The organism is Arcicella aurantiaca (assembly GCF_003148625.1).
Classification (GTDB): domain Bacteria; phylum Bacteroidota; class Bacteroidia; order Cytophagales; family Spirosomataceae; genus Arcicella; species Arcicella aurantiaca.
In genome coordinates this window covers 69,594-94,501 of the sequence record NZ_QGGO01000006.1, presented here as the reverse complement: position 1 = coordinate 94,501, position 24,908 = coordinate 69,594, and the positions used below count along the sequence as shown (strand labels likewise).

12 protein-coding genes are annotated in these 24,908 nt (G+C 36.6%); 5 read left to right on the top strand and 7 right to left on the bottom strand.

Annotated elements, in window-relative coordinates:
- Nucleotides 1-37: 37 nt before the first annotated feature.
- From LV89_RS07345 to LV89_RS07335, 3 genes are all read left to right on the top strand, one after another.
- The gene (locus LV89_RS07345) at nt 38-3,343 is read left to right on the top strand and encodes a SusC/RagA family TonB-linked outer membrane protein (RefSeq protein ID WP_109742228.1); all 3,306 of its coding nucleotides are present in this window, start codon (nt 38-40) and stop codon (nt 3,341-3,343) included.
- Nucleotides 3,344-3,451: 108 nt separating this feature from the next.
- On the top strand, nt 3,452-5,284 hold the full coding sequence (locus LV89_RS07340; RefSeq protein ID WP_109742227.1) for a RagB/SusD family nutrient uptake outer membrane protein: 1,833 nt from the start codon (nt 3,452-3,454) through the stop codon (nt 5,282-5,284).
- A gap of 97 nt (nt 5,285-5,381) precedes the next feature.
- Nucleotides 5,382-5,729 carry a sugar 3,4-ketoisomerase gene (locus LV89_RS07335; RefSeq protein WP_109742226.1) on the top strand — a complete coding sequence of 116 codons (348 nt, stop codon included), beginning with the start codon at nt 5,382-5,384 and terminating at the stop codon, nt 5,727-5,729.
- Nucleotides 5,730-5,892: 163 nt separating this feature from the next.
- On the opposite strand, the gene LV89_RS25090 is transcribed toward LV89_RS07335, so the two are convergent.
- The 7 genes from LV89_RS25090 to galB all read right to left on the bottom strand — a co-directional run bounded on the left by LV89_RS25090 (nt 5,893) and on the right by galB (nt 19,516).
- Nucleotides 5,893-6,030, bottom strand: a complete 138-nt coding sequence (locus LV89_RS25090) for a hypothetical protein (RefSeq protein ID WP_158279531.1) — start codon at nt 6,028-6,030, stop codon at nt 5,893-5,895.
- A gap of 3 nt (nt 6,031-6,033) precedes the next feature.
- A complete protein-coding gene (locus LV89_RS07325) occupies nt 6,034-9,456 on the bottom strand; it encodes a glycosyl hydrolase (protein WP_109742225.1) in 3,423 nt (1,140 codons plus the stop codon).
- Between the two features lie 414 nt (nt 9,457-9,870).
- Nucleotides 9,871-11,292, bottom strand: a complete 1,422-nt coding sequence (locus LV89_RS07320; protein ID WP_109742224.1) for a RagB/SusD family nutrient uptake outer membrane protein — start codon at nt 11,290-11,292, stop codon at nt 9,871-9,873.
- A gap of 166 nt (nt 11,293-11,458) precedes the next feature.
- Nucleotides 11,459-15,025: a SusC/RagA family TonB-linked outer membrane protein gene (locus LV89_RS07315; protein ID WP_229201484.1), complete on the bottom strand. Its 3,567-nt coding sequence runs from the start codon at nt 15,023-15,025 to the stop codon at nt 11,459-11,461.
- A 126-nt stretch (nt 15,026-15,151) separates the two neighbouring features.
- Complete coding sequence (locus LV89_RS07310) at nt 15,152-16,150, bottom strand: FecR family protein (protein WP_109742223.1); 999 nt, start codon at nt 16,148-16,150, stop codon at nt 15,152-15,154.
- Nucleotides 16,151-16,205: 55 nt separating this feature from the next.
- Entirely contained in the window at nt 16,206-16,886 is a 681-nt protein-coding gene (locus LV89_RS07305; RefSeq protein WP_109742222.1) for an RNA polymerase sigma-70 factor, read from the bottom strand.
- 209 nt (nt 16,887-17,095) lie between these two features.
- A complete protein-coding gene (gene galB / locus LV89_RS07300; RefSeq protein WP_109742221.1) occupies nt 17,096-19,516 on the bottom strand; it encodes a beta-galactosidase GalB in 2,421 nt (806 codons plus the stop codon).
- Between the two features lie 464 nt (nt 19,517-19,980).
- Here galB and LV89_RS07295 point away from each other — a divergent pair, with 464 nt between their 5' ends.
- Both LV89_RS07295 and LV89_RS07290 read left to right on the top strand, forming a co-directional pair.
- Nucleotides 19,981-21,615 carry a polysaccharide lyase gene (locus tag LV89_RS07295; protein ID WP_109742220.1) on the top strand — a complete coding sequence of 545 codons (1,635 nt, stop codon included), beginning with the start codon at nt 19,981-19,983 and terminating at the stop codon, nt 21,613-21,615.
- Between the two features lie 94 nt (nt 21,616-21,709).
- Nucleotides 21,710-24,847 (top strand): DUF6298 domain-containing protein, encoded by a 3,138-nt coding sequence (locus tag LV89_RS07290; RefSeq protein ID WP_109742219.1) that lies wholly within the window; start codon nt 21,710-21,712, stop codon nt 24,845-24,847.
- Nucleotides 24,848-24,908 lie beyond the last annotated feature (61 nt).

Sequence of the window (24,908 nt, the reverse complement as noted above, 5' to 3'; positions counted from 1 at the left end):
AAGTTCCATCAGTGTCTAAAATTTAAACATTTTTCAGATGAATTTATTTTTACAATCTCAACCCGATTTTAGTAAAGCTACAAAACTTACTTGTACTTTATTATTAGTCGCACAATTTATGGGAGGTTCGCCTTTCGTGAATGGTGTTCAAGCCTCAAATCTTGGTCAAAAAATTTCCAAAAATACTGTTAAAGTAAATCAAACGGTAACGGGGACTGTCAAAGATGCGGGAGGATTAGCTTTGGCTGGTGTAAGTATCCGAATTAAAGGAACGAAAACAGGAACATCTTCTAATGCCAAAGGAGAATTTAAGTTGGAGGTTGCCAAAGGTGACGAAACCTTGATTTTCAGCTTAGTAGGTTATTCTACCAAAGAAGTTTCGGTAGGAGATAGAAGTAATATCAACATTGTTTTAGAAGAAAATAATGCAGCATTAGACGAAGTTATTGTAGTTGGTTACGCTCAGCAAAAGAAAAGCCACTTGACAGGTGCAGTTGCTCAAATTGATATGAAAGCAATTGAAGATATTCCTGTTGGAAGTTTATCGGCGGCTTTGGTATCTCAACAACCGGGAGTTGGTGTTTCGGGAGGAACGAGCCGTCCTGGTGATGCCGCCTTGATTACAATTCGTAACCCAAGTTTACTTTCTAAAGATGGAGGTAGCCTTCGTCCATTATATGTTATTGACAACGTAATCCGTTCGGAAGATGATTTTAACACTTTAGACGTATCGGAAGTTGAAAATATTTCAATTCTAAAAGATGCGGCTGCTGCCATTTATGGTGCAAGAGGTGGTTATGGGGTTATTGTTGTAACCACTAAAAAAGGTAAAAATGGTGTTCCAAGATTCTCATACAGTACATCTTATGGGGTTTCTGACGCTAATTTACCTTCTATGATGAATGGTTATGAATTGGCAACTTTTGCCAATGATTACAATTTTATAGGGGGAAAAAAAGCTACCGATGCCAACTCGGTAATTTATACACAAGACGAATTAGATTATTTTAAAACGAATAGTCAGGATTGGTTAAGTTTAGCTTGGAAGCCTTCACACGTAACACGTCATGCCCTTAATGTAAGTGGTGGTAATGAGCGTGCAACCTACTTTGCGGGTATCACCTATAACGAGCAAGATGCAAACTTTGATAATATCGCCTTTAATAAATGGACTTTTAGAGCAAGCACAGAAGTAAAAGTTGCTAAAAATTTAAAGGCAAGTTTAGGCGTTTCGGGTGACTTATCTCAAAAGAAAATGTATTTCTTGAAGCAAGGTGGCGAAAATGCAGAAAAAGACTTTTCAAGTTTATTATATGTATCGCCTTTCAAACCTACTTATGTTGATGGCTATCCTGTCAATATTTACACGGGTGGGGGTTCAAATACAAATGAAAGTTTCCACTTTTTTGAAGCACAAAAATCAAGCAACTATACAACTTCAAGAAACAACGGTCTGAACATTAATGCAAGTATTGAATATGAATTCCCTTTTATTCAAGGATTGAAGGCAAGAGCTAACTTCAATAAAAACTTTGAAAATGATTGGGGTAAACAATTCGGTACATTTTATAATGTTTATACCTTCAATATGTCAGGAACAAACAAGCATATTTATGGTGGTGGTGTAAAAAGTGTAGCGGCATTAAATAACGGTGATAGAGTTCGTCTAAATCCTTCTTATAGTGATTCATATCAATTAAACGGATATTTGACTTATGATAAAACTTTTGGAAAGCATAGTGTTTCAGTTGTTACGCTATTTGAACAATCTGAATCTTATGGTGACGGTGTTGCCTCTATGGTTGAGAAATTAGTAAGTGGTGCAGAAGACAACATTGGTTATGGTTTAGGTGGTACAGTGGCTGGTGCTGGTGTAGGTACAATCTCAGAGACAGAATCAGAATCTGGTAGATTATCATTTGCAGGACGTGTAAATTATAGTTATGCCAACAAATATTTATTAGAATTCTCTCTAAGACGTGACGCTTCGACCAACTTTGCTCTTAGCAATAGATGGGGAACTTTCCCTGCGTTATCATTGGGTTGGGTTATTTCAGAAGAACCTTTCTTCAAATCATCAAATCAGTGGGTGGATATGTTGAAAGTTAGACTTTCGGGTGGTCTTTCAGGGATGGATAATACCAAACCTTACAACTGGTTGAAAAGCTACAACTTAATTCAGACAGGTAATGGACCAGTTTTTGGTGGAAACCTCGACCGTGCAGGAATTATTCGTTTAAAAAATGCGATGGCAAACGAAAGTGTAAGATGGGATGATGATACTAAATTGAACGCAGGTATTGATGCTGCATTTTTAAATAATAGACTTAGTGTAACTTTTGATGCCTTCTATGACCACCGTTTCAATATGCTTACAAGTATCACGTCGTCAGTACCTTTAGTAGTTGGAGCTGCTTTACCGTCAGAAAACTTCGCCTCAATTGACGGATTCGGTACAGAACTTTCGATAGGATGGAAAAGCAAAATTTCAAATGATTGGTCTTATAATGTAAGAGGGTTTTTCTCGTGGAGTGACAACAAGCAAAATACCGTTGATTATGATAAAGGTTTAAAAGGAACATTGTATGACCCAACTGGCAAATCAACCGACCAAGGTCTTCTTGGCTTACGTTGTTTAGGAATGTTGAGAACTCAAGCCGATGTAGAAGCTCTTTTAGCAAAGTATCCAAACTATACAATTTACGGTACAAAACCATCTCCAGGAATGTTGTATTATGAAGATTTGTATGGGGCAAAATCAACAACCCCAGACGCAGATGGAAATTATTCATATACCGCAGCAGACGGCAAAATTGATGATAGCGACCGTACCTATTTGACCAGTAAAAAAGATAATCATTACGGTTTTGGATTCAATTTCTCAACTACTTACAAGCGTTTATCGGTTTCATTTAATGTGGGCGGTTCATTTGGTGGACAAGCACTTATCGAGTCAAGTGCAAGAGGATGGAGTACAACTTCTTCTACGGCAACGGCTCAAGCTGGTGCAGTAACAAACTTGCCACAATTCTTGACAGACCACTGGACTCCAGAGAATACAGGGGCTACTTATGGAAGTCCATTTTATAGAAATCAAAACCAAATAGATTCAGATTTTTGGTTTAAAAATTCATTCCAAATGTCTGTTAGAACCCTTAATGTGTCGTATGAATTGCCTTCTGCAATTGCACAAAAAATCCGTGTTGCAGGTGCAAGAGTTTATTTAACGTCAACGAACCCGCTAAACTTATATAATCCATACAGCTATAAACAATATGGTGGTTCGTATGATGTTTACCCTGTTTTACGTTCGTTCTCATTCGGTTTAAACCTGAATTTATAATTGGAATTAGTGATTTAGGAATTAACATTTTAATTCCTAAATCATAATATAAAAGGACTTAATACAAAGAATTTTGGATGTAATTCCAACTAAAATATTACAGAAATTATGAAGAATAAATATATTTTATCAATGCTTTTTTGTTCAGTGCTTGGACTAACAAGTTGCGTTGATGTTTTAGACAAAACAGATTTAGGAGCTGCTTCTCCCGAAGTTGTAGCAGGCGATTCAGTGTTATCAAATGTTGCTTTGAGTTATATCTATAATCAAAATTTACCAGATTGGGGTGGAGCAAGTTCAATAAGTGGTTTTGGCGGAAGTACATATTCTGAAGAATCATACAACCAAGGAAGTACCGAAAACAGACTCTTAGAAGGTACACTTTTACTTACAGATGTTGGAGATTTTGGAACAGCTTTGAGTGCAACCAACAATTATGGGAAAATCAGAACTATCAACTCATTTATTTATGATTTGAGTGTTGATAAAAAAATGGATATTGGTGCAAAAAATAGATTGATTTCTCAAGCATTATTTTTCCGTTCTTGGAGATATTTTGAACTTGTGAAACTTTATGGTGGTGTTCCGATGATTACAGCACCTCAATATGCAGTTGGTATTGAAGCTCGTGAAGCCACTTTTGTAGGCAGAAATACTACCACAGAATGTTACAATCAAATGGTTGCTGACTTAGATACGGCTATTAAATATTTACCCGGAACGTGGTCAAGTCCATCTACAAACTGGGGACGTATCACAAAAGGGGCTGCCGCTGCTTTGAAAGGAAGAATTTTATTATACGCTGCAAGTCCACAATTTAACCCTTCTGATGTAACAAGCAAATGGCAAACATCTTATAATGCTAACAAGCAAGCCTATGATATTTTGACTGCCAATGGAGCAAAATTATTTGCAGATTATGGAAAATTATGGTTTACAGAAGTGAGTAACACCGAAGCCGTTTTCGTAACAGGATACAATACCTCAACGGGTGACCAACAAAGAAGAAATAGTGGTTGGGAATCGGGTAATAGACCAAAATATTCAACTGTTTCAGGTGGTGGTGGAAATTTACCTTCATGGGATATGGTAAAAGCTTATCCGATGAAAGATGGTAAAGCAGCGGGAGATGCAACAAGTAAATATGCTTATTCTGACCAAACTTTCTATAAAAACCGTGACCCAAGATTTGATAAAACCATAGCATTTAATGGTTGTACTTGGAATATGACGAATGTGCCAAACAATAGATTATGGACGTATTTTGTATCTGGGAAATCTATTGAAAATGCAGGTGCAAATGCCTCAAATACAGGTTTTTATTGTAGAAAAGCTTTGCAAACTACCGATGTTGCAAGTTCAACGCTTGATTTCTCAAATACGGCTTATTCGGGTACAGACTGGATTGAAATTCGTTTTGCAGAAGTATTATTAAACTTAGCAGAAAGTGCCACAGGAATAGGCAAATTAGACGAAGCTTATACGCAATTAAAGGTTGTGCGTGCAAGAGCAGGTATTGATGCTGGAACAGATGGAATGTATGGCTTGAAAGCAAATATGTCTCGTGCAGAAATGTTTAATGCCATTTTAACTGAACGTCAAATTGAATTTGCTTTTGAAGGTAAACGCTTCTGGGATTTACGTCGTTGGAGATTATTAGAATCTGTTTTGAACGGTAAAAAAGGTTCTAAAGTAGTGATTTCGTTAAAAACGACAGGTGTGCCTGCTGATTTTGCAACTACTCGTGATGCACTAACATTGGATGATGTTTATACAAAATATTTGACAGTAACAGTTACTGAAAATGCTTTAATGACACGTCCAGCAATCAAATATAGTCCAACATATTATTTCTTCCCAATTCCTACGGGAGCTATCAATAACAATCCTAAGATTGTTCAGAATAATACTTGGGGCGGGGCTTTTGAGCCTTTGCAATAAATAGATTAAGTAAAATTGAATATTGCTTAAAAGTCGTCTTTGCTTGAAGACGACTTTTTATTATACCTTAACTTTCTAACTTTTAAAGTTTACATTTATGGCTAAGTTAATAATTTTACCACAATTCATTGATGAAAGAGGTGAGCTGACTGTTGTTGAAAATTTATTTCCACACAACTATAAAAGTGTTTGTTTTATTAAAAATGCAGATGGGTTTGTGCGAGAAAGAGAGTCAAAAAAGAAGTCGCACCAAGCATTAATTTGCATTAATGGAAGTGTAGATGTTTCGGTTAAACTAAATGGAAAAATTCAAACATATACTTTGAGTTCTTCCAATCAATGTTTATTGCTTAAACCAGAAGAATGGAATATCTTAGATAATTTCAAGAATAATGCCATTTTATTAGTTGCTTCTAATGAAAATTATGCTATTGGGGACTTGTAAAATTTAGATAAGTAGAGGCTACTTATTTAAAGTGACGATTGTAAGAACGATTCGCCCTTACGATTAATCCCCCAATAATGAATAAACCAATTTCCAATAACCAGTTCCCCAATCACCAATAACCAATTCCCAATAAACCAATTTCCAATAACCAATTCCCCAATCACCAATTATCAATTACCAATTCCCAATAACCAATTTCCAATAAACCAATTCCCCAATAACCAATTTCCAATAAACCAATTCCCCAATAACCAATTCCCAATAACCAATTCCCAATCCCCAATTCCCAATTCCCCAATAACTATTTCTCCAATAATAATTTAACCTCTCCCAGCAATCCCGATTTTTCCAGTGCCTTTCCAGCTAATCTAAATGGAGCAGTGGTTTTTGTGATACGCTGATTTTCTGGCAGTTTATTGTCTCCAATCAGGCGATTTGCCCAAGTGTTTGAAACCTCAATATTTAACTGATTTTCTCCTTCTCGAATAGCTTTCGTAATTTCAACACGATATGGAGCAGTCCACGCCACTCCGCAATTAACTCCGTTTACCTTTACATTGGCAATATTGGCAACTTCTCCTAAGTCTAACCAATAGCGTTTTTGCGTTTTATTAATTTGAAACGAATTTTGATACGTTGCAGTCCCTGAAAAATAACGAATCAAACTATCCTGATTTACTGACCAATCGCTTAACTTTTCAAAGTTTTGGGTGTTTTTGATTTGTCCATTTTTATCGTCAAAACTCACTTTCCAAGTTCCCTCAATAGTTTTTGATAAGGTAGTAGAATAAGCTTGGCTTGCATTCAAGACTTTTTTGCTAAGAATAATAAAAATGGATTCGTTTGCCTCAAGATTCAACATTAATTGAGTTCGTCCATTTTCTACTTTACTTGAAATCGCTGTTAATTCATCAGAAACGGCACTGTATAAATATACAAAAGGCTGATTTGCTCTTAATGAAAATGACAATTGACGATTTTTCTCTACTTGATTTGAGATAAAATACAACTCCATATCATTCATTTTTCTATGCGTCCAAGCGATATTTTGAGCATAATTTTCTTGGTCATTTTTCACAATTAAATCTCTTAGAATGCCTAATTTATCAAAAGAATTGGCTTCAAATGGTGCTTTGATGATTTTCCCTTTTCCCAATTTTTTATAAATAATTGAATGAGAATCATTTTTTTGCGTTAAAAATTGTCCGTCCCAAAGTTCATTTAATTGTGTTTGAAAAACCTTATTTGATAATTTACTGCTATTGATGGTTGGTTTTTCGCCTACAATTATCGTTGCTCCTGCCTTCACTAATTGCAACATACTTTGTAAGGTTTTGGCATCAATGGCATGGCTATTGGGATTCATTTTCAGATTTGAAGGAAAAACTAAAATAGGGTAGGAGTTGCCTTCTGAAAATTGAACATTCCCATTTTTTACCGTTGCCATATTCTGCAAAGCATCAGGATTAAAAGAGTCGTATTGATAGCCCTGAAGCGAATTTACCCATTTTTCGGGGTCAGCCATATTTGCAGAATGTGATACTCCCGCAGGAATTTGTCGGAGTGGTTCGCCTTCATTTAGTAATCTTTTTTGCTCATTTACAAGTGTTTCTTTGCTGAATAATCCCGTTAAAGTATTCACCAAACGGTCGGGTAAAACAGAACGTCTTGGTATTTCATCGCCCGTAAAAACGGCTAAATCTGCCACAGGTTTTCCCATTTGAAGCAAAGTCTGACAACGTTCTGCATATTCGACCCATGCTTTGGCAGGTTTCCACCAAGTTTGGTCACGCTGAAAGTATAGACCAACGCCATCTAAAGTCATTCCAGGTTGTTGGTTCATCCAAGGATTATGCGTAAAAACATGATAAACTAACTTGTTGATTCCCAGAGTATAATTTCTGTCTTGCAAGGTTTTCAACATGGCAGGATGTTCATTCCACGCCATTCTTACCGTCGTAAATCCTTCCGCTTGAATGATATTTTTGCCATAAATATGAGCCGCCGAAATGGCGTCCATCATGTCATTGGGTTTATCGTGCGTTGGGCTATTTAGCCAAAATTCACCCATTGGCACATCTACTAATTTATAGTGTGCCAAGCCATCGCTGGTCATGGTTGGGGCAATACTTTCGGCAGTAAAAATTACGCCTTTTTTATGAGCCAAATCCGCTAAGGTTTTATAAAATTTATCCACCACCAATTCTGAAATCGTTTGGCGAATATCAAACAAAACTTGTTCAGATGTTTGGGTATTTTCAATTGGTAAGCCCGTCATTACTAATAAATAAGGAAATAAATCGTAACCTCTTTTTTGCTTGAATTCTGTTAAAAAATTACTTGACCAATTTTGACTTCCACATTCCCAACTGTCCACATGAAATACTTTTAATGCCTTTTTGCTTAATTCTTCGCCTAATTGTTTTTGTGCTTCGCCAAACCATTTTTCAAATTGTAGAGTGACTGCTTCGGGATTAAATTTGTCACATTCTAAGCCTTTTCCACCGCCTGCGGTATCATTTTTATGTCCTGTGGAAGTATGACCGATGCGAATAATTTGCCAATTTCCTGTGGGAACATTCCAATTTAAGTTTCCATTTTGGTCAACTTTATCAGTAATATTAATGATGTTTTTTAACGGAATGCACAGACTATCGGCTACTTGTGCCGTAGTTGTTCGTTTACTTATTCGCCAAACTTCGCCTGTTTTTCCTTCGTATTGATGAATTTTTGGTTCGTTAGAAAGTGTCAAACCAATTAATTTCAAGACAGGCTTCCACTTGGCAGCGTCCAAGTCTTCTGAACCTGCTTCTGAGCCTGTTTTATCATAAACAAATCGAAAATATTTTGCCCTTGTAGAAGGAATAGCGTGCGTAACATCGGCATCAGTATCTTGCCAACCGTGTCGTGGAGATTCGAGACGTGTAACTGTTTTGAAGTTTTGTCCGTCATTACTTGCTTCAATCAATAATCGTTGGGCTTGATAATTATTTCCTCCCGTTTTCACTGTAATATTTCGGAGGGTAAAAGGTTTTTCAAAGGTATATTGAATCCAACCTTTTTCTTCTAATCTAAAACTTTCCTTATTGTCTTCTTTTACTAAAAACTGCGGGTTAATACCTGATTTATTGGACGTTATAATTGGAGTTGTGTTGGTTGTTGAAGTGTAATTCTGCGAAATTTTATAAGCAAAAATGGCAATGTCTTTATAATAATTTTCATTGATTTTGGGAAAAGGAAGTTTGTCCCTGAACTGTTGATTTCCTTGAATATTTATAGTAGAATGCACCACTTTTTGCATAGACATTTCGGGTTTTATCCAAGGTCCACCCGCCAAGGCAAATCCATCGCTTACGTGCATTCCCATTTCTAAACCTAATCGTGAGGCTTCCGACATTGAGAATTTCACCATTTCCCACCATTCAGGCGTTAATTGGTTCACGGCAGGACTATAAATTGGAGGATTGCTAACTCCTTTGATGGGCATTAAATATGCCCCACCAATGCCTTGTGCTTTCATAGCTTCAAGGTCGGCGGTAATGCCTGCTTTTGAAACTCCACCTTGCATCCAATACCAAAATACCCACGGTTTGGCGGTTTGTTTTTGTTGAGAGTTTAAGGGCAAAATACGTTCAAGTCCCGATTGAGATTTTGAATGAAATGAAGATAGGTAAATAATTGAAAATAAGAATATCGTAATGAATTTTGAAGATTTTGTTTTCATGTTTTGAATTAAAAATACATGGTTTAATACAGTGTTAATTAAGTCCCTTTAACTTCCCGAAAGTTCTTTCTACTTTCGGGAAGTTCTTCCAGCATCAACTTCCCGAAAGTAGAAAAAACTTTCGGGAAGTGTACCACTCATTAATTTTAGAGAAAACTGAAAGCCATTTACTTAAAAGTGTATTTAATAAGTTTTCCAAAATAATTTTATCCTAAAATTTTTGACGGTTAAACTTCTCCCAAAACTTATTAAACAGCCTATTAAACTAAAATTTATCGAAAATTAGGACACAGATAACACAGATGTTCCAACACGGATTTACACAGATTTTAAATATTAGTCTGTGTAAATCTGTGTTGGAACATCATGTCATCTGTGTACCAATTTTGTCTTGCAACAAATACCGTAAATGTATCAATTATATCCTACATTTTGTGTGATTGCAGGATTTTGTGAACGGACAATTTGTGGAATTGGTAACAATAATTTATCGTTTGTAATGGCTTTCCCTTTTGGTGCTAATAATGAAACGGCTCTGTTAGTACGTTTCAAGTCAAACCAGCGATGAAATTCTAAGGCTAATTCAACTCGACGTTCATGCTCAACCGCTAAATCAACCGTTCCATAAGTATTTGGGTAACCTGCTTCTCCAAATTTTGGTAATCCTGCACGACTTCTTACTAAATTTAAATAGCTTGGGTCGCCAGTTGCTTCCGACAACATTAGCAATACATCTGCATAACGCAACACCATAAAATTGTTGTTAGAAAGTGGATTTCCGCTACCTAAAACAGCATTGCTGTGTGTCCATTTAATTGGATATTTTTGAGCAATAAAGGTATTTCCATTATTATATCCCAAAGCAATGGATAAATCTCTGCGGGGGTCTTTGCTTTCGTATTCATTATACAAATCATCTGTAACTTGATTCATGCCTGAGCCGTAAAATCCTAAGAAGTTGTTATTTGGATAAAATGTTTGATAATATCTACTATATGGAGCTGAAACCGAACCGCCGATAAATTGAATTTCAAAAATCGATTCCTTTGTATTTTTAACAGTTGCTCCCCAAAGACTTGCATACGTTGATAAAAGAGCATATTGATTGCTATTAACAACGTCTTTAAGTACAGTTGCTGCATTTGTTTTATCTCCAATGGTCAAATATACTTTCCCCAATAAAGTTTGAGCAGCACCCTTTGAAGCACGACCAATTTTTGTAGCTGGAACTGCTGACGAAAGTGGTAATTTATCAATCGCAAAAAGTAAATCCTTTTTAATTTGGTCGTAAATAGCCGTTTGAGGAGAACGTACAACTGCATAAGCTTCGTCGCCTGTGAGTGGTGTGGTTACTAACGGAATATCACCCCAAGTTTGCACCATGTTAAAATAATATAATGCTCTCAAAAACATCATTTGAGCTTTTACTTCATCTTTATAGGTAGCACTTAAATTTGCACCTTCAATTTTATTCAACACAATATTTGTACTAAATACCGCTTTGTAATAGTCTTGCCAAAACTGATAAAGCATGGTGTTGGTGGTCATTAAAGAATAATCTTTGAATTGCCATTTATCTGCTTGAATCCCCGAAATATTGAACATAATGGCATTATCACTCATTTGTTCGTTGACATACGAAATTGGACCTTCGGGGTGATAAACGGTATAGAGTGTTGCGTAAGCAGAATTTACGGCTAATTCAAAATCATCGGTTGTTTTAAAATTATCAGCCGTTGCATTTGAAATAGGAGCTAATTCCAAAAAGGAATCACTGCAACTTGTCGCCGTCAAACAGAAGGCGAGCAAGATATATAGTTGTTTAATTTTTTTCATTTTTCTTTAATGTTTGAAATGGTTTGTAGAGTCTGATATAAATTCTTGGATTTAAAATTTAATAATTTGGTTCAACTTCCCGAAAGTTTAACCCCTAACGGAGTTATTTCGGGAAGTTCCAATTCCAAGATGTTATCTCATTCTCAATAATAAGCCAAAAGATTCCCTAAAAATCGAATTTCGCACCAATCGTTATTACTCTTGGAATTGGATACGAGCCATAATCAACACCCACAAATGCACCATTTGGAGCATTTCCAGAGGCATTTAGACCGTTAGAAGTATTTCCGTTCGCTTCTCCCGAAAAACTTGATGCACTATAAGTTGTATTTTCTGGGTCATAATTGGTGTAATTACTCCACAAGAAAACATTCTCCGCATTTACGTAAAAACGAGCAGTTTTAATCGGTAAATGTCTCATGATAGAGGCAGGAAGTGCATAAGAAATTCTAATGTTTTTTAAACGAACAAACGAGGCATCTTCAACCCATAAACTTGTAAATTGGTCTTGAAAACCCGTTAAACCCAAAGTTGCTCTAAAATGCTGACCGTCTCCCGGATTTGCTTCCGAACGCCAACGGTTTGCCACACCTGCATACATATTACGTCCGTTGTTCCAAAAACCTGAGTAACGGAAGTTTTGATTAACAATTTCGCCTCCAAAAGTTCCTTGTAGCATGAAAGACAGGTCGATTCCTTTGTAAGAAAATGTATTGGTTAAACCTGCCATAAAATCAGGCTGATAATTCCCTAAAGTTGTACGGTCATCAACCGTGATTTTGCCATCACCATTTACATCTCTTATAATTGGGTCGCCTGCTTTGGTTGTAGTATAATGTGGATAAGCATCAACTGCAGCTTGATTTTTGAAAACACCATCAACCACATATCCGTAAAAATTTGAGATTGGTTGACCAACTTCTGTTTTAACTGTCACCACAAAATCTGTATAAGTAATTGGAGCGTTACTTTGTCCTAATTGCAACACTTTGTTGCGGTTCATACTAAAATTAAAATCAGTTGACCAATTGAATTTTCCTCTAACATTTTGGGTATTTAGGTTCAATTCAATACCTGTATTTTCCATTTTACCGATATTGGTTAATTGCGTAGCAAAACCTGTAATATCTGGCACAGGAACGTTTAAAAGCATATCATTTGTCGTTGAATTATAGTATTCTGCCGAAAGTCCGATACGATTATCCAATGCTTTTAGGTCAATTCCAACGTTAAATTGAGTTGTACGTTCCCATTTCAAATCGGTATTGGCAATGTTGGCAATTGTTAAACCGGGAGCTAAAGTTGTTCCTGTTGCATAATTTGAAGAGTTTAGCAAACTCTTAGAGCCATAGTTTGGAATCTGATTATTCCCTGCCATCCCATAACTTACTCTGAATTTAAGACTGTTTACAGGTTTTACATTTTGCATGAAATTTTCGTCTGAAATCATCCAAGCTCCTGATACAGAAGGGAAATATCCCCAACGAGTATTTGACCCAAAACGTGAACTTCCATCACGACGAATGGCGGCAGTCAAGAAATATTTGTTCTTGAAGTTGTATTGCGTTCTTCCTAAATATGAAAGCATCGACCACTCCGAAGCATTCGTAAAACCGCTTGAAACTACCCCTGCATTTAGCGTTTCAACTAAATCATTCGGGAAATTTCCAGAAGTTAAAGTCGCAAATTCATTGCGTTGACTTTGTGCTGAATATCCTAATAAAATACTTAAATTATGGTCGCCAAAAGATTTTTCGTAGTTTAAGGTGTTCTCATTCAGCCAGTTAAAAGTGTATCCACTCGTAGAATATCCTTCTGCTGCCAACACGCCAGAATAACCATATCCTTGTTTATTTACACGATAAGAATTGTAACGTGTATTGTATAAATTGGCATTTATGCTTGTTCTCAATTTCAATCCGTCCAAAATTCTATACTCTAAAAAAGCAGTTCCTAACGTATTGAAGGTCTTATTTTCTTTGTGAATATATCTTGTCAAAGAATAGGGATGCCATAAGTTTAAGTCGTTGTAAGCCACGTATTTATTCCAAACAGAATTAGGGTCACGGTAGCCAATATTTCCATTTTCGTTATAAATCGGGAAAATTGGGTCGCTTTGCAAACCTAAACTTACCACATCACTTTTTCCTTGTGTACCATCTGTACGGTCAAAAATACTGGTTACACCCAAGTTTAAACCAATCGTAAATTGCTCACTCAATTGGTGTTTAATATTGGAACGAATGGATAATCTTTTGTAATAATTTTCGTCTAAAACCGCTTGTTGATTAAGGTATGATGCCGAAAACATAAATTGCGTTTTTTCAGAACCACCCGAAGCTGATAATTGAAAATTTTGTGAAGGGGCAACTCTAAACATCACATCTTGCCAGTCTGTTCCTTTGCCAAATTGTTGTGGATTTGTCAAGAAATCATCGGGAATACGGTATGTTGAAGTACGAATACTATTTGGGTCAGAAGCTTTGTTTTTTGTTGGATTCAAATCTACCCAAGCGTTATTGTGAGCATCAATGTAATAATCAATCCATTGTTGAGCGTCCATCATTTTCACTCTTCTTTCTACGCTCTGAATACCCGATTCATAACCAATGTTGAACGTCGTTTTGCCTACTTTTCCTAATTTGGTAGTGACTAAAATAACACCGTTTGCACCACGAGAACCATAAATTGCTGCCGAAGAAGCATCTTTCAACACTTCCACCGATTCAATATCTTGTGGATTGACCATATTGAGGTTGAAGTTTTCGAGTGGTACACCATCAACCACAAAAAGCGGATTTGTTCCTGCCGTAATTGAACTTACCCCACGAATACGAATAATGGGCGAAACCCCTGGAGCTCCTTGTGCTTGCGAAATATTTACCCCTGCAATTTGTCCAGATAAGGCTTGTGTTACATTGCTAAATGAACGGTCTTGAAATTGTTTGAAGTTTACCGAAGACACCGCCCCTGAAACGGCTCTTTTGCTTTGAGTTCCGTAACCCACAACGATAACTTCGTCCAATGATTTTTGGTCGATTATCATCGAAACGGTAAAAGATGTACGTTTTCCAACGGTGATTTCTTGTTTTCCATAGCCAACGTAACTAAAAACTAAAACGGCATTTTCGTCGGGTACAGCGATTTTAAACAATCCATTTTCGTCCGAATTTGTCCCTCTGCTTGTTCCTTTAATGGTGATATTTACGCCTGCCAAAACATTGCCTTTGTCATCGGTGATTTTTCCCGAAACCGACTGCTCATTTATAGCAAAGACAGTAGTTTTCTCCACAGTTTGTAAATCGGCATTAGTAGTTTTGGTGTTGGAGGTGATTCCGTTTTCTGGAAATCGAGCGTTAGATTCAGCCCTCTCTTTGCCTGATTTTTCTTCCAAAATCATATAAGAGGTCTTATTGATTTTTTTGTAGGTCAGTCCGAACGGTGATAATAAACGTTCTAAATTCTGTTGAAGGTTTTTTTCAGTAGAATACACACTTGGTTTTACACTAAATCGTTCTACGGTCTTCAATTCGTACATAATTTCAACCCCGTAGTGATTTTTCAATTGTTGGATAGCATCTTTTAATTTGATGTTCGACTCTGATTGAGCTTCGCTTTGGGTGCGAATTTGCTTGCTCGAAGCATACGCTTGTGACCAACACGGATATTTTGCCAAAAGCAAAAGCGTCACTACCAGACTTACCTGAGCAGTCTTGAGTATTCGTTTTTTCATAGTATATTTTATTTGAAAGATTGTTTGACGTTTTAACCTCACCCCCAGCCCCTCTCCAAAAGAGAGGGGAGCATTCGACTCCATTTTTCTCCCCTCTCTTTTGGAGAGGGGGCGGGGGTGAGGTTATTAATATTCAGACAAAATGACTTGATTGCCCTGTCTGACCACATTGATATTTAATAATTCTGAAATAGTTTTTAATAATTCATCAACATTTTCAGCTCTGAATGACCCCATTAGCACTCTTTGAGATAATTCTTCTCCTTTTATTTCAACGGAAAGTCCATAGTTTTCTTCCAATAAATAGCCAACTTCTTGCAGGCTTGTTTCTTCAAAAACAAAACGATTTCCTTTGGCTTCAACACTTTGTGGTTTTATGACCGCCACTTTCTTTTGAATATGATTTTGTGTATCTAAACTCACTAATTCACCGGGTTTCATGATGAGCTGTTTTTTGGTATTGTTCTCGGTGTATTCTATTCTGACTTTCCCTTTTTTCAAGACGACTTTTGAACCTTGTTGACGAGCATAAACTGAGAACTCTGTTCCCAAAACAACTACCTCAAAATGATTGTCTGATTTTACAATAAATTGCTGATTATCAAGGGTGTGTTTTACAGAAAAGCTGGCTTCACCTGTTAAAAAAACTTCTCTATTTTCTGAGCCAAATCCCCAACGAACTAATTTTAAAGATGAATTTTCATTTAAAATGGCTTTACTTCCATCGGGTAAATTGATAGTTTTATTCTCGCCAATTTGAGTTTTATAAGTTTGATAATAGAGTTGATTTTTAAAGTAAAATGACAAAATTCCTAAGCAAAAAATGACAGAAGCAGCAATTGCCCATTTAAACCAGCGAGGAGAATAGCGGTTCTCCTCAGCATTGGTTAAGGTCGAGGTAATTGAGGATTGACCCGCTTCCATATAATCAATGAAGTGTGTCAATGCCTGATTTGTCTCTGGTAAATATTGTAAATTATGTTGTTCCCATTGTTCAAGCAATTGATAATATAGTTCTTCGTTTTTTTCCTCTTTTAGCCAATCTTCAATGAGTTGGCGTTGTAAGGGAGACGTTTTTCGAGCAAAATGATTGAACAAAAGCTCTTTGTTTATATTTGTATTCATCGGAAAATCTTTGATAAAGTGTTTTTAAATAGGTTTGTTTAGTGAGTCATGTGGTTTAATCCATCTTACTCATCATCATGATTAGAGCTGTTGCGAGCCAGTGTTTTTGTAAACCTTTCCGCACAAGTGATAATGCTTTTCCTATGTGAGCTTCGACTGTTTTTTGTGAAAGTTGAAGTTCCTCAGCAATTTCATGGTATTTTTTCCCTTCAAAACGATTCATCAAAAAGACCTTTCTACATTGTGGCGTTAATGATTCTACCAAATCTTCAACTTGCTGTAAAATTTCTTCAAATTGTGTAATATCATCGGGTCTTTGTCCGACCGAAATTTCTTTGGCATAAGCTGCATCAATTCCTTCCAAACCCTTAAATTCTGAACGTATATAATTGAGGGCTTCATTGCGAACACACCGAAAAAGATACATTCTGTACGAAGTTGTTACAGATAAATAGGTTTTGTTTTTCCAGAACCGACAAAAAACTTCGCTTACTAAATCTTCAGCTATGGCTTTTGAATACACAAATCGAACGGCATGGCTACACAAAACTTTATGGTATTTCTTGAATAATAATTCACATCCTCTTTGCGGATTTTCAACAAATGCGTCTCTAATGATTTGTTCTGCATCATAGAAAATTAATTTTCCATTGAGTGTTTCATCTTCATTTATCAATTTGATAAAATCATCTGACTGGTCGGTATTTTCTGAGATAATTGTGTGTTTTAAGACCATTTTGTTAGCTATGATTTAATCAATTTATTCTTTGAATTATTCAATTGTTGTTTAATAGACACAATCTGTAAAAAATACCCTTAATGGATTTTGAATTATTTTTTTGTCAGTTTTACGGTAGGGGCGTATCACATACGCCCATTTTGTCCGAGTGCGTATCGCATACGGCCATTTTGTCTGAGGGCGTATGCGATACGCCCCTACTTTTTTCATTCCACCAAACTCTCCATAACAATTTCATTACTTTCCAATCCTTCACTCGTTGCTTTTAAAATGATTTTCCCTGCGGTTTCTTTGGTCTGGATAATTGCCAAACATAAACCATTATAGGCTTTTCGGTAATTGGTTTTGAAAGGTTCAAGACTTGCTTGATAGCCATTATCCACGCCCACTAACTCGCCAACACCCGATACATTGAAATTGATTAAATGTCCTGCATTTGGCACAATATTTCCATTTTCATCGGTCACACTCACCTTTACAAAAGCTAAATCTTCACCATTGGCTTTTAAAATAGGTCGGTCAACGCTCAAATTTATTTTTGTTGCTTTGCCTGCCGTTTGTATTTGTTTGGTTAAAACGGTCTTTCCATTCTTGCGAGAAATAGCTTTTAAAACCCCAGATTCATATTTCACTTTCCACGAAACATGAATGTTATCATTTTCTTTCTTTCTGATTCCCAGCGATTTATCATTTAGAAATAGCTCAACTTCATCTGCTTGATTGAAATATGCCCAAACATCAACGGTTTGACCTACCGACCAATTCCAATGGGGTAGAATATGTAAAACAGGCTTGCTTGTCCATTCGCTTTGGTACATATAATAGACATCTTTCGGAAAACCAGCCAAGTCGATAATCCCATAATACGAACTACGGGCAGGGTAGGGGTAAGGGTGCGGTTCGCCCAAATAATCAAAACCACTCCACACATATAAACCTGCGATATGTGGATATTTTTTGACGGCATTCCATGAAATTTCGTGCGTTGTTCCCCAATAAGCAGCCACATTATCAAAGGCAGAAACCGTAAAATCTGCATTGCCATTGGTGAGTTTAGATTTGCCATCTTTGGGCATAAAAACCACAGAATCTTTGGGTAAATCATAACGCCCACGAGTTTCCAAAGCGGAAGCAGTTTCGGTAGCAATAAATTTTTGATTTGGAAAATTTTTCAATAAATCGGCGTAACCTTCGTGTTTATAATTGAATCCTAAAACATCTAATGCCCCAGATTTGAAAATAAAATTTTTATCAGGATTTGTTTCCGTCAAAGCAGAAGTAACTGGACGAGTTTTATCTAATGTTTTTACAATGGCAGATAATTCTTTGGCAATGGTTGTGCCTGTACTATCAAACTGCTCACGGATTTCATTGCCAATACTCCATACAAAAATAGAAGGATGATTACGGTCACGTTTTACCATATCTTCTAAATCCTTTTTATGCCAATCGTCCCAATTTTGAGCGTAATCTTTCTTATTTTTCCTCTTTTTCCACATATCAAAAGCCTCATCCATGACGATAAAGCCCATTTTGTCGCATAAATCAAGCAATTCTGGAGCAGGAGGATTATGAGAAATTCTAATGCCATTACAGCCCATTTCTTTCAAAATTTCTAATTGTCTTTCCATGGCTCGCACGTTGATAGCTGCCCCTAATGCTCCCAAGTCGTGATGATTACAAACCCCTAATATTTTGGTTGGTACGCCATTTAAGCTAAAACCTGTGGCAGATTGAAAATCAAAAAAACGAATTCCCAAAGGCGTTTCGTAACTATCTAATTGACGATTCTGTACATAAATTTTACTCACTATTTTGTACAAATAAGGTTTTTTAATATTCCATAATGTTGGATTTTGGAGAACAATATTTTGTTGAAAAGTGGCAGAAGAGTCTTTGACAACATATTCCTGAGAAGTGCTTGTGATTTCCTTGCCAGAAGCATCTATAATGGAACTTACCAAACGAATTTTTTGCGAATTTTGGGTAGTGTTTTTGACAGTCGTTTCAACCTTTACAGTAGCTTCTTGATTAGTAACTTTTGGGGTAGAAATAAATGTTCCCCAATGGTCAATCGCAAGGTTGGAAGTATGCACTAAGCGAACATTTCGATAAATACCCGAGCCTGTGTACCACCGAGAATTAGGTTGTTCGCTATTGTCAACTCGAACGACGAGTTGATTTTCCTCATTCGAATATTTCAAATATTTACTTATTTCATACCGAAAAGAGCTATATCCGTAGGGGCGTTTACCTAAATAATGTCCATTAATCCAGACTTCAGCATTACGATAAACACCATCAAATTCAACATAGCTAATCTTATTTTTGAATGATTGGGAAACTTTAAATTTCTTTCGATACCAACCAATTCCCGTTGGCAAAGCTCCACCTTGTGAAGTTGCAAGATGATTTTCGGCAAATTGCCCTTCGATACTCCAATCGTGGGGTAAATTTAGTTTTCGCCAAGATTCGTCATGATACAATTGGTCTTTTGCTTTAGGTTCATCTCCTAAATAAAACTTCCAGTCTTTATTAAAATTGATGATTGTTCGGGTTTCTTGTTGAGCTGAAATTTTGAAGCAAAAAAAGAGACAAAACAGGAGCAAATACTGTGCTTTGTACATACTAAATAATGTTAGATGATGGGTACTAAAAGAGTAAATTACCTTACAAAGGTACTTCTGTTGCAAAGTGCTTTTTTGTATTATTTTTTCTTAGTATTATACCTTGTTGTCTAAATACTAAAGTGAGATTTCGAGCTGAAAAATTGTGGGTAAAAGTAAAATTTGAAATTTGGAAGAGATGTGGAAGGAAAAATAATTGTCTAAATAGCTATGAGATAAGATATTACAGATATTTTTAAGTGAGTTAAAATTAGTCAATGGTAAGACAGGATAGATAAGGTTTGAAATGTAAAAATGATTCTTGAAATAGTACAAAGATAAAATAATATAATTTATAGAGAAAATTGTATATCATGTAGCTTTTTATTCATAGTAATTTTGAATCAATATATAAACTTATCAAATCATTGCATCAACAGATAGGTTAAATTATCCATACAACAATTGATTTTATTAATAGAACAATGAAAAAACTTAGCTTAATTTTTCTAATCCTTATAACGCTATTAGGTAGTGAAAATTTATCATTCGCTCAATACCCAACGATTCCAGACTCGGTACAAAAAGTTAGCGATGCTTTACTAAAAGAAACTTGGCGTTTGTCGGATATTGCTTGGCAAAAAGCTTGGAAGACTATTCAATATGATGCCAAAAATGGAAAACCATATATCCCTTGGGCGGCTCGTCCAATTGATTTACCACAAGCCGAAATTCCTGCTTTCCCCGGAGCAGAAGGTGGCGGAGCATACTCGTTTGGTGGTCGTGGTGGAAAAGTATTTGTCGTAACTAACTTGAATGATGACGGCGAAGGAAGTCTTCGTTGGGCGTGTGAACAAGGTGGTGCAAGAGTGGTTGTATTCAATGTTTCGGGCATTATTCGTTTAAAAAGACCCTTAATTATTAGAGCTCCTTACATCACAATTGCAGGACAAACTGCACCAGGTGACGGCGTTTGCGTAGCAGGCGAGTCGGTTTGGATTAATACACATGATGTGGTGGTTCGTTTTATGCGTTTCCGTAGAGGAGAAACAAATGTAGGACGTAGAGACGATTCAATTGGCGGAAATCCAATTGGTAATATTATGATTGACCACGTCTCGGCAAGTTGGGGTTTAGATGAAAATATGTCGATGTATCGCCACATGTATAATGACAGTACGGGCAAAATTGAAGACAAATTGCCAACGGTAAATATTACGATTCAAAACTCAATTTTCTCAGAAGCTTTGGATACTTGGAATCATGCTTTTGGTAGTACACTTGGAGGCGAAAATTGTACATTTATGCGTAATCTTTGGGCAGATAATGCAGGGCGTAATCCGTCAATTGGTTGGTTCGGAATTTTCAATTTTACCAATAACGTAATGTTTAACTGGGTACACCGTTCAATTGATGGTGGAGACTACCGAGCTATGTACAATATTATCAATAATTATTTTAAACCCGGTCCACAAACACCAAAAGAATCACCCATTGCATACCGCATTTTGAAGCCAGAATCTGGACGTAGTAAATTGAAATATTTGACATTTGGTCGTGCTTATGTTTCGGGTAATATTGTGGAAGGAAATGAGCGAGTAACCAAAGATAATTGGAATGGTGGCGTACAAGTAGAAGACTTGGCAAACGCAGGAAAATACAAAGATTCTATTCGTTGGAATAAGCCATTACCAATGCCAAATATTACGATTTTGCCTACAAAAGTTGCTCATGATTATGTGTTAGCAAATGCAGGGGCAACCCTTCCAAGACGTGATGCTGTTGATACAAGAGTTATTGAACAAGTGAAAACAGGAAAAATCAAGATAACTGAAGGCGTTGTTTTGCCAACTTCACAATTCAAGCACCGTCGTTTGCCAATTGATTCTTATAAAAATGGAATTATTACCGAAATTGCTCAAGTTGGTGGTTATCCTGTTTATCAAGGTACGCCATATAAAGACAGTGACAATGACGGAATGCCAGACGCTTGGGAAATTAAAAATGGACTGAATCCGAAAGATGCAAACGACGCTTCAAAAGATAAAGACAATAATGGTTATACCAACATTGAAGACTATTTGAATAGTGTGGTTTCTGTAAAAACGGTAAAACCTTAATGTAACACAGACTTTAGTCTGTTAGAATTTGAACTTGTTTTCTTTAGCCTGACGGCTATGATTCAAATACAGACTGAAGTCTGTGTTACCTTCTATGAATAAATACTTTTGTTTAATTACATTTTTCATACTTACCTCTAACATTTCTTTTTCACAAAAAAAGAAAGAAACTATTCCTTTATCGCCTGTTTATCAGAGCGATAAAGGAAATTTAGCTTATACCCCAGATACACAAGGTAATCGTATTCCTGATTTTTCTTACTGTGGATATAAGGCAAGTGAACAACCAATTCCAACGATTGAAACAAAGGTTTTTGTGAAAAGTCAGAAAGGAGATGCAACTCAAAAAATACAATCAGCCATAGATTTTGTATCAAATTTACCTTTAGATAAAAACGGATTTCGTGGGGCAGTTCAATTAGACAAAGGGCAATTTGAAGTAAAAGGAAATTTAATCATTAAAACATCGGGAGTTGTACTACGTGGTGCGGGCATTGGCGAAAAAGGAACAGTCATTATTGGAGCAGGAGATTCTCGTGAAACCTTGATTCGTATCAAAGGAAAAAATGACCGAACTTTTGGTAAAACGCATGAAATCATCAATCCATATATTCCTGTAAATGCTCAAAAAATTAGTGTTTCATCATCAACTGATTTCAAAGTTGGTGATAAAGTTCAAATTCACAGACCATCAACCAAAGAATGGATTGAATTATTAAAAACTGACCATTTTGGCGGTGGAGTTACTGCTTTGGGTTGGAAACCAAATCAACGAGATTTATTTTGGGATAGAACAATTACGGCTATTAATGCCAATGAAATTACGTTGGACGTGCCTTTAACAACTGCCTTAGATTCTACTTTTGGTGGTGGCAAAATCGCAACGTATCAATGGAATGGGCGTATTTCAAACATTGGCATAGAAAATCTACAATTAATTTCTACTTATGATAAAGCAAATTTGAAAGACGAAGACCACCGTTGGATGGCAATTTCTTTTGAAAATGTGAGTGATGGCTGGGTCAGACAAACAACGTTCAAACACTTTGCAGGTTCGGCAGTAAATATTTTAGCTTCTGCCAAACGCATTACTGTCGAAGATTGTATTTCAACCGAACCCATTTCTGAAATTGGTGGTCAGCGACGATACACTTTTTTTACTTCGGGTCAACAAACACTTTTTCAACGTATTTATGCTGAAAATGGCTACCACGATTTTGCGGTTGGTTATTGTGCAACAGGTCCAAATGCCTTTGTACAATGCGAGTCAAAAACGCCTTTTAGTTTTAGTGGAACAATTGACAGTTGGGCATCTGGCGTATTGTTTGATATTGTAAATGTTGATGGCAATGCCCTACGTTTTGCCAATCGTGGACAAGACGGACAAGGTGCAGGTTGGTCGGCAGCCAACAGTGTTTTTTGGCAATGTTCAGCGTCTATGGTTGAATGTGCAAAACCCCCAACGGCTCAAAATTGGGCGTTTGGTACTTGGGCTCAATTTGCAGGAGACGGACATTGGGAGATGTCAAACGAACACATAAAACCTCGAAGTTTATTTTATGCACAATTAAAAGACCGTTTAGGAAATGAAGTCGAAAATCGTACTTTTTTGATGTCAACTTTAATAGAAGCATCCAGTAGCCCGAAAGTAGAAGTAGCGATGGAATTGACTAAAAATGCTGTTAGTCAGGCGTTTACCTTGCAAGAGTTTATAGTTGGGCGAATGTCATCACAAGCTTTACCGCAATTGTCTGTGTCTCCACAGACGATTGGACAACTGTCGTCTGTGGAGACACAGACAACGGTAATCAAAACTCCAACCATGCAAATCAAAAATGGTTGGTTGGTACGTGACGATGAGATTTTAACAGGTAGAAAACAAGAAGTTCCTTGGTGGTCGGGCGTTGCTCGTCCACATGGATTAGCAAATGCAAAACCACATATTACTCGTTTTGTACCAGGGCAATCAGGATTGGGTTTAACCGATGATTTGGAAGAATTAACCGATTGGATGCAACAAAATAATGTTACGGTTTTAGACCATAATTACGGACTTTGGTACGATAGACGAAGAGACGACCACGAGCGAATCCGTAGAATGGATGGTGAAGTTTGGACGCCTTTTTATGAATTGCCTTTTGCCAGAAGTGGAAAAGAAACCGCTTGGGACGGTTTAAGTAAATATGATTTGACAAAATACAATAAATGGTATTGGGGAAGATTAAAACAATTTGCTGATTTGGCAGACCAGAAAAATTTGGTACTAATTCATCAAAATTACTTTCAGCACAATATTATCGAAGCAGGGGCTCATTATGCCGATTTCCCTTGGCGACCTGCCAATAATATTAACAATACGGGTTTCCCAGAGCCTGTGCCGTATGCAGGTGACAAACGAATTTTTATGGCGGAGCAATTTTATGACATTTCGCACCCAATTCGTCGTAAAATTCATCGTGATTATATCCGAAAATGTTTATCAAATTTTGCAGAAAATTCGGGAGTAATTCAACTGATTGGAGCTGAATATACAGGTCCTTTGCATTTTGTAGAATTTTGGATTGATGTCATTAAGGAATGGGAAAAAGAAACAGGCAAAAATGTTACTATCGGATTAAGCACTACAAAAGACGTTCAAGATGCCATTTTAGCAGATAAAAATCGTTCAAAAACGATTGATTTGATTGATATTCGGTATTGGCACAATCAATTTAACGGTACAATTTACGAACCCAAAGGAGGACAAAATCTTGCTCCACGCCAACACGCACGCTTATTGAACCCTAAACGCTCATCTTTTGAACAGATTTATAAAGCAGTGCGAGAATACCGTCAAAATTTTCCTGACAAAGCAGTGGTTTATTCGGGAGATAGTTTCGATGCGAATGGTTGGGCAGTGTTTATGGCAGGTGGTTCCTTGGCTAATTTACCCCAAAATTTACCTCCTGATTTTTTGAAAAATACCACCCAAATGAATGTAATTGAATTATCAGGCAAGCCTAAAAATCAATGGGCATTAGGGTATTTAGGCAAAAATTACATCATCTATACTGAAACCAACGAAAATGTAAATTTAGACTTGACAAATTTCTCAGGTGATTTTACCGTAAATTATATCAATCCAAAAGATGGGAAAATAATCGCTGATTCAGAGATTGTTCAAGGTAGAAAAGTGCTTCAAATAAATAGTAAAAACGCATCTGCCACAGTAATATGGATTACAAAAAAGTAACACAGACTTTAGTCTGTAAATGAAAATTGAGTACAGATTAAAGTCTGTGTTACTAAAAAAA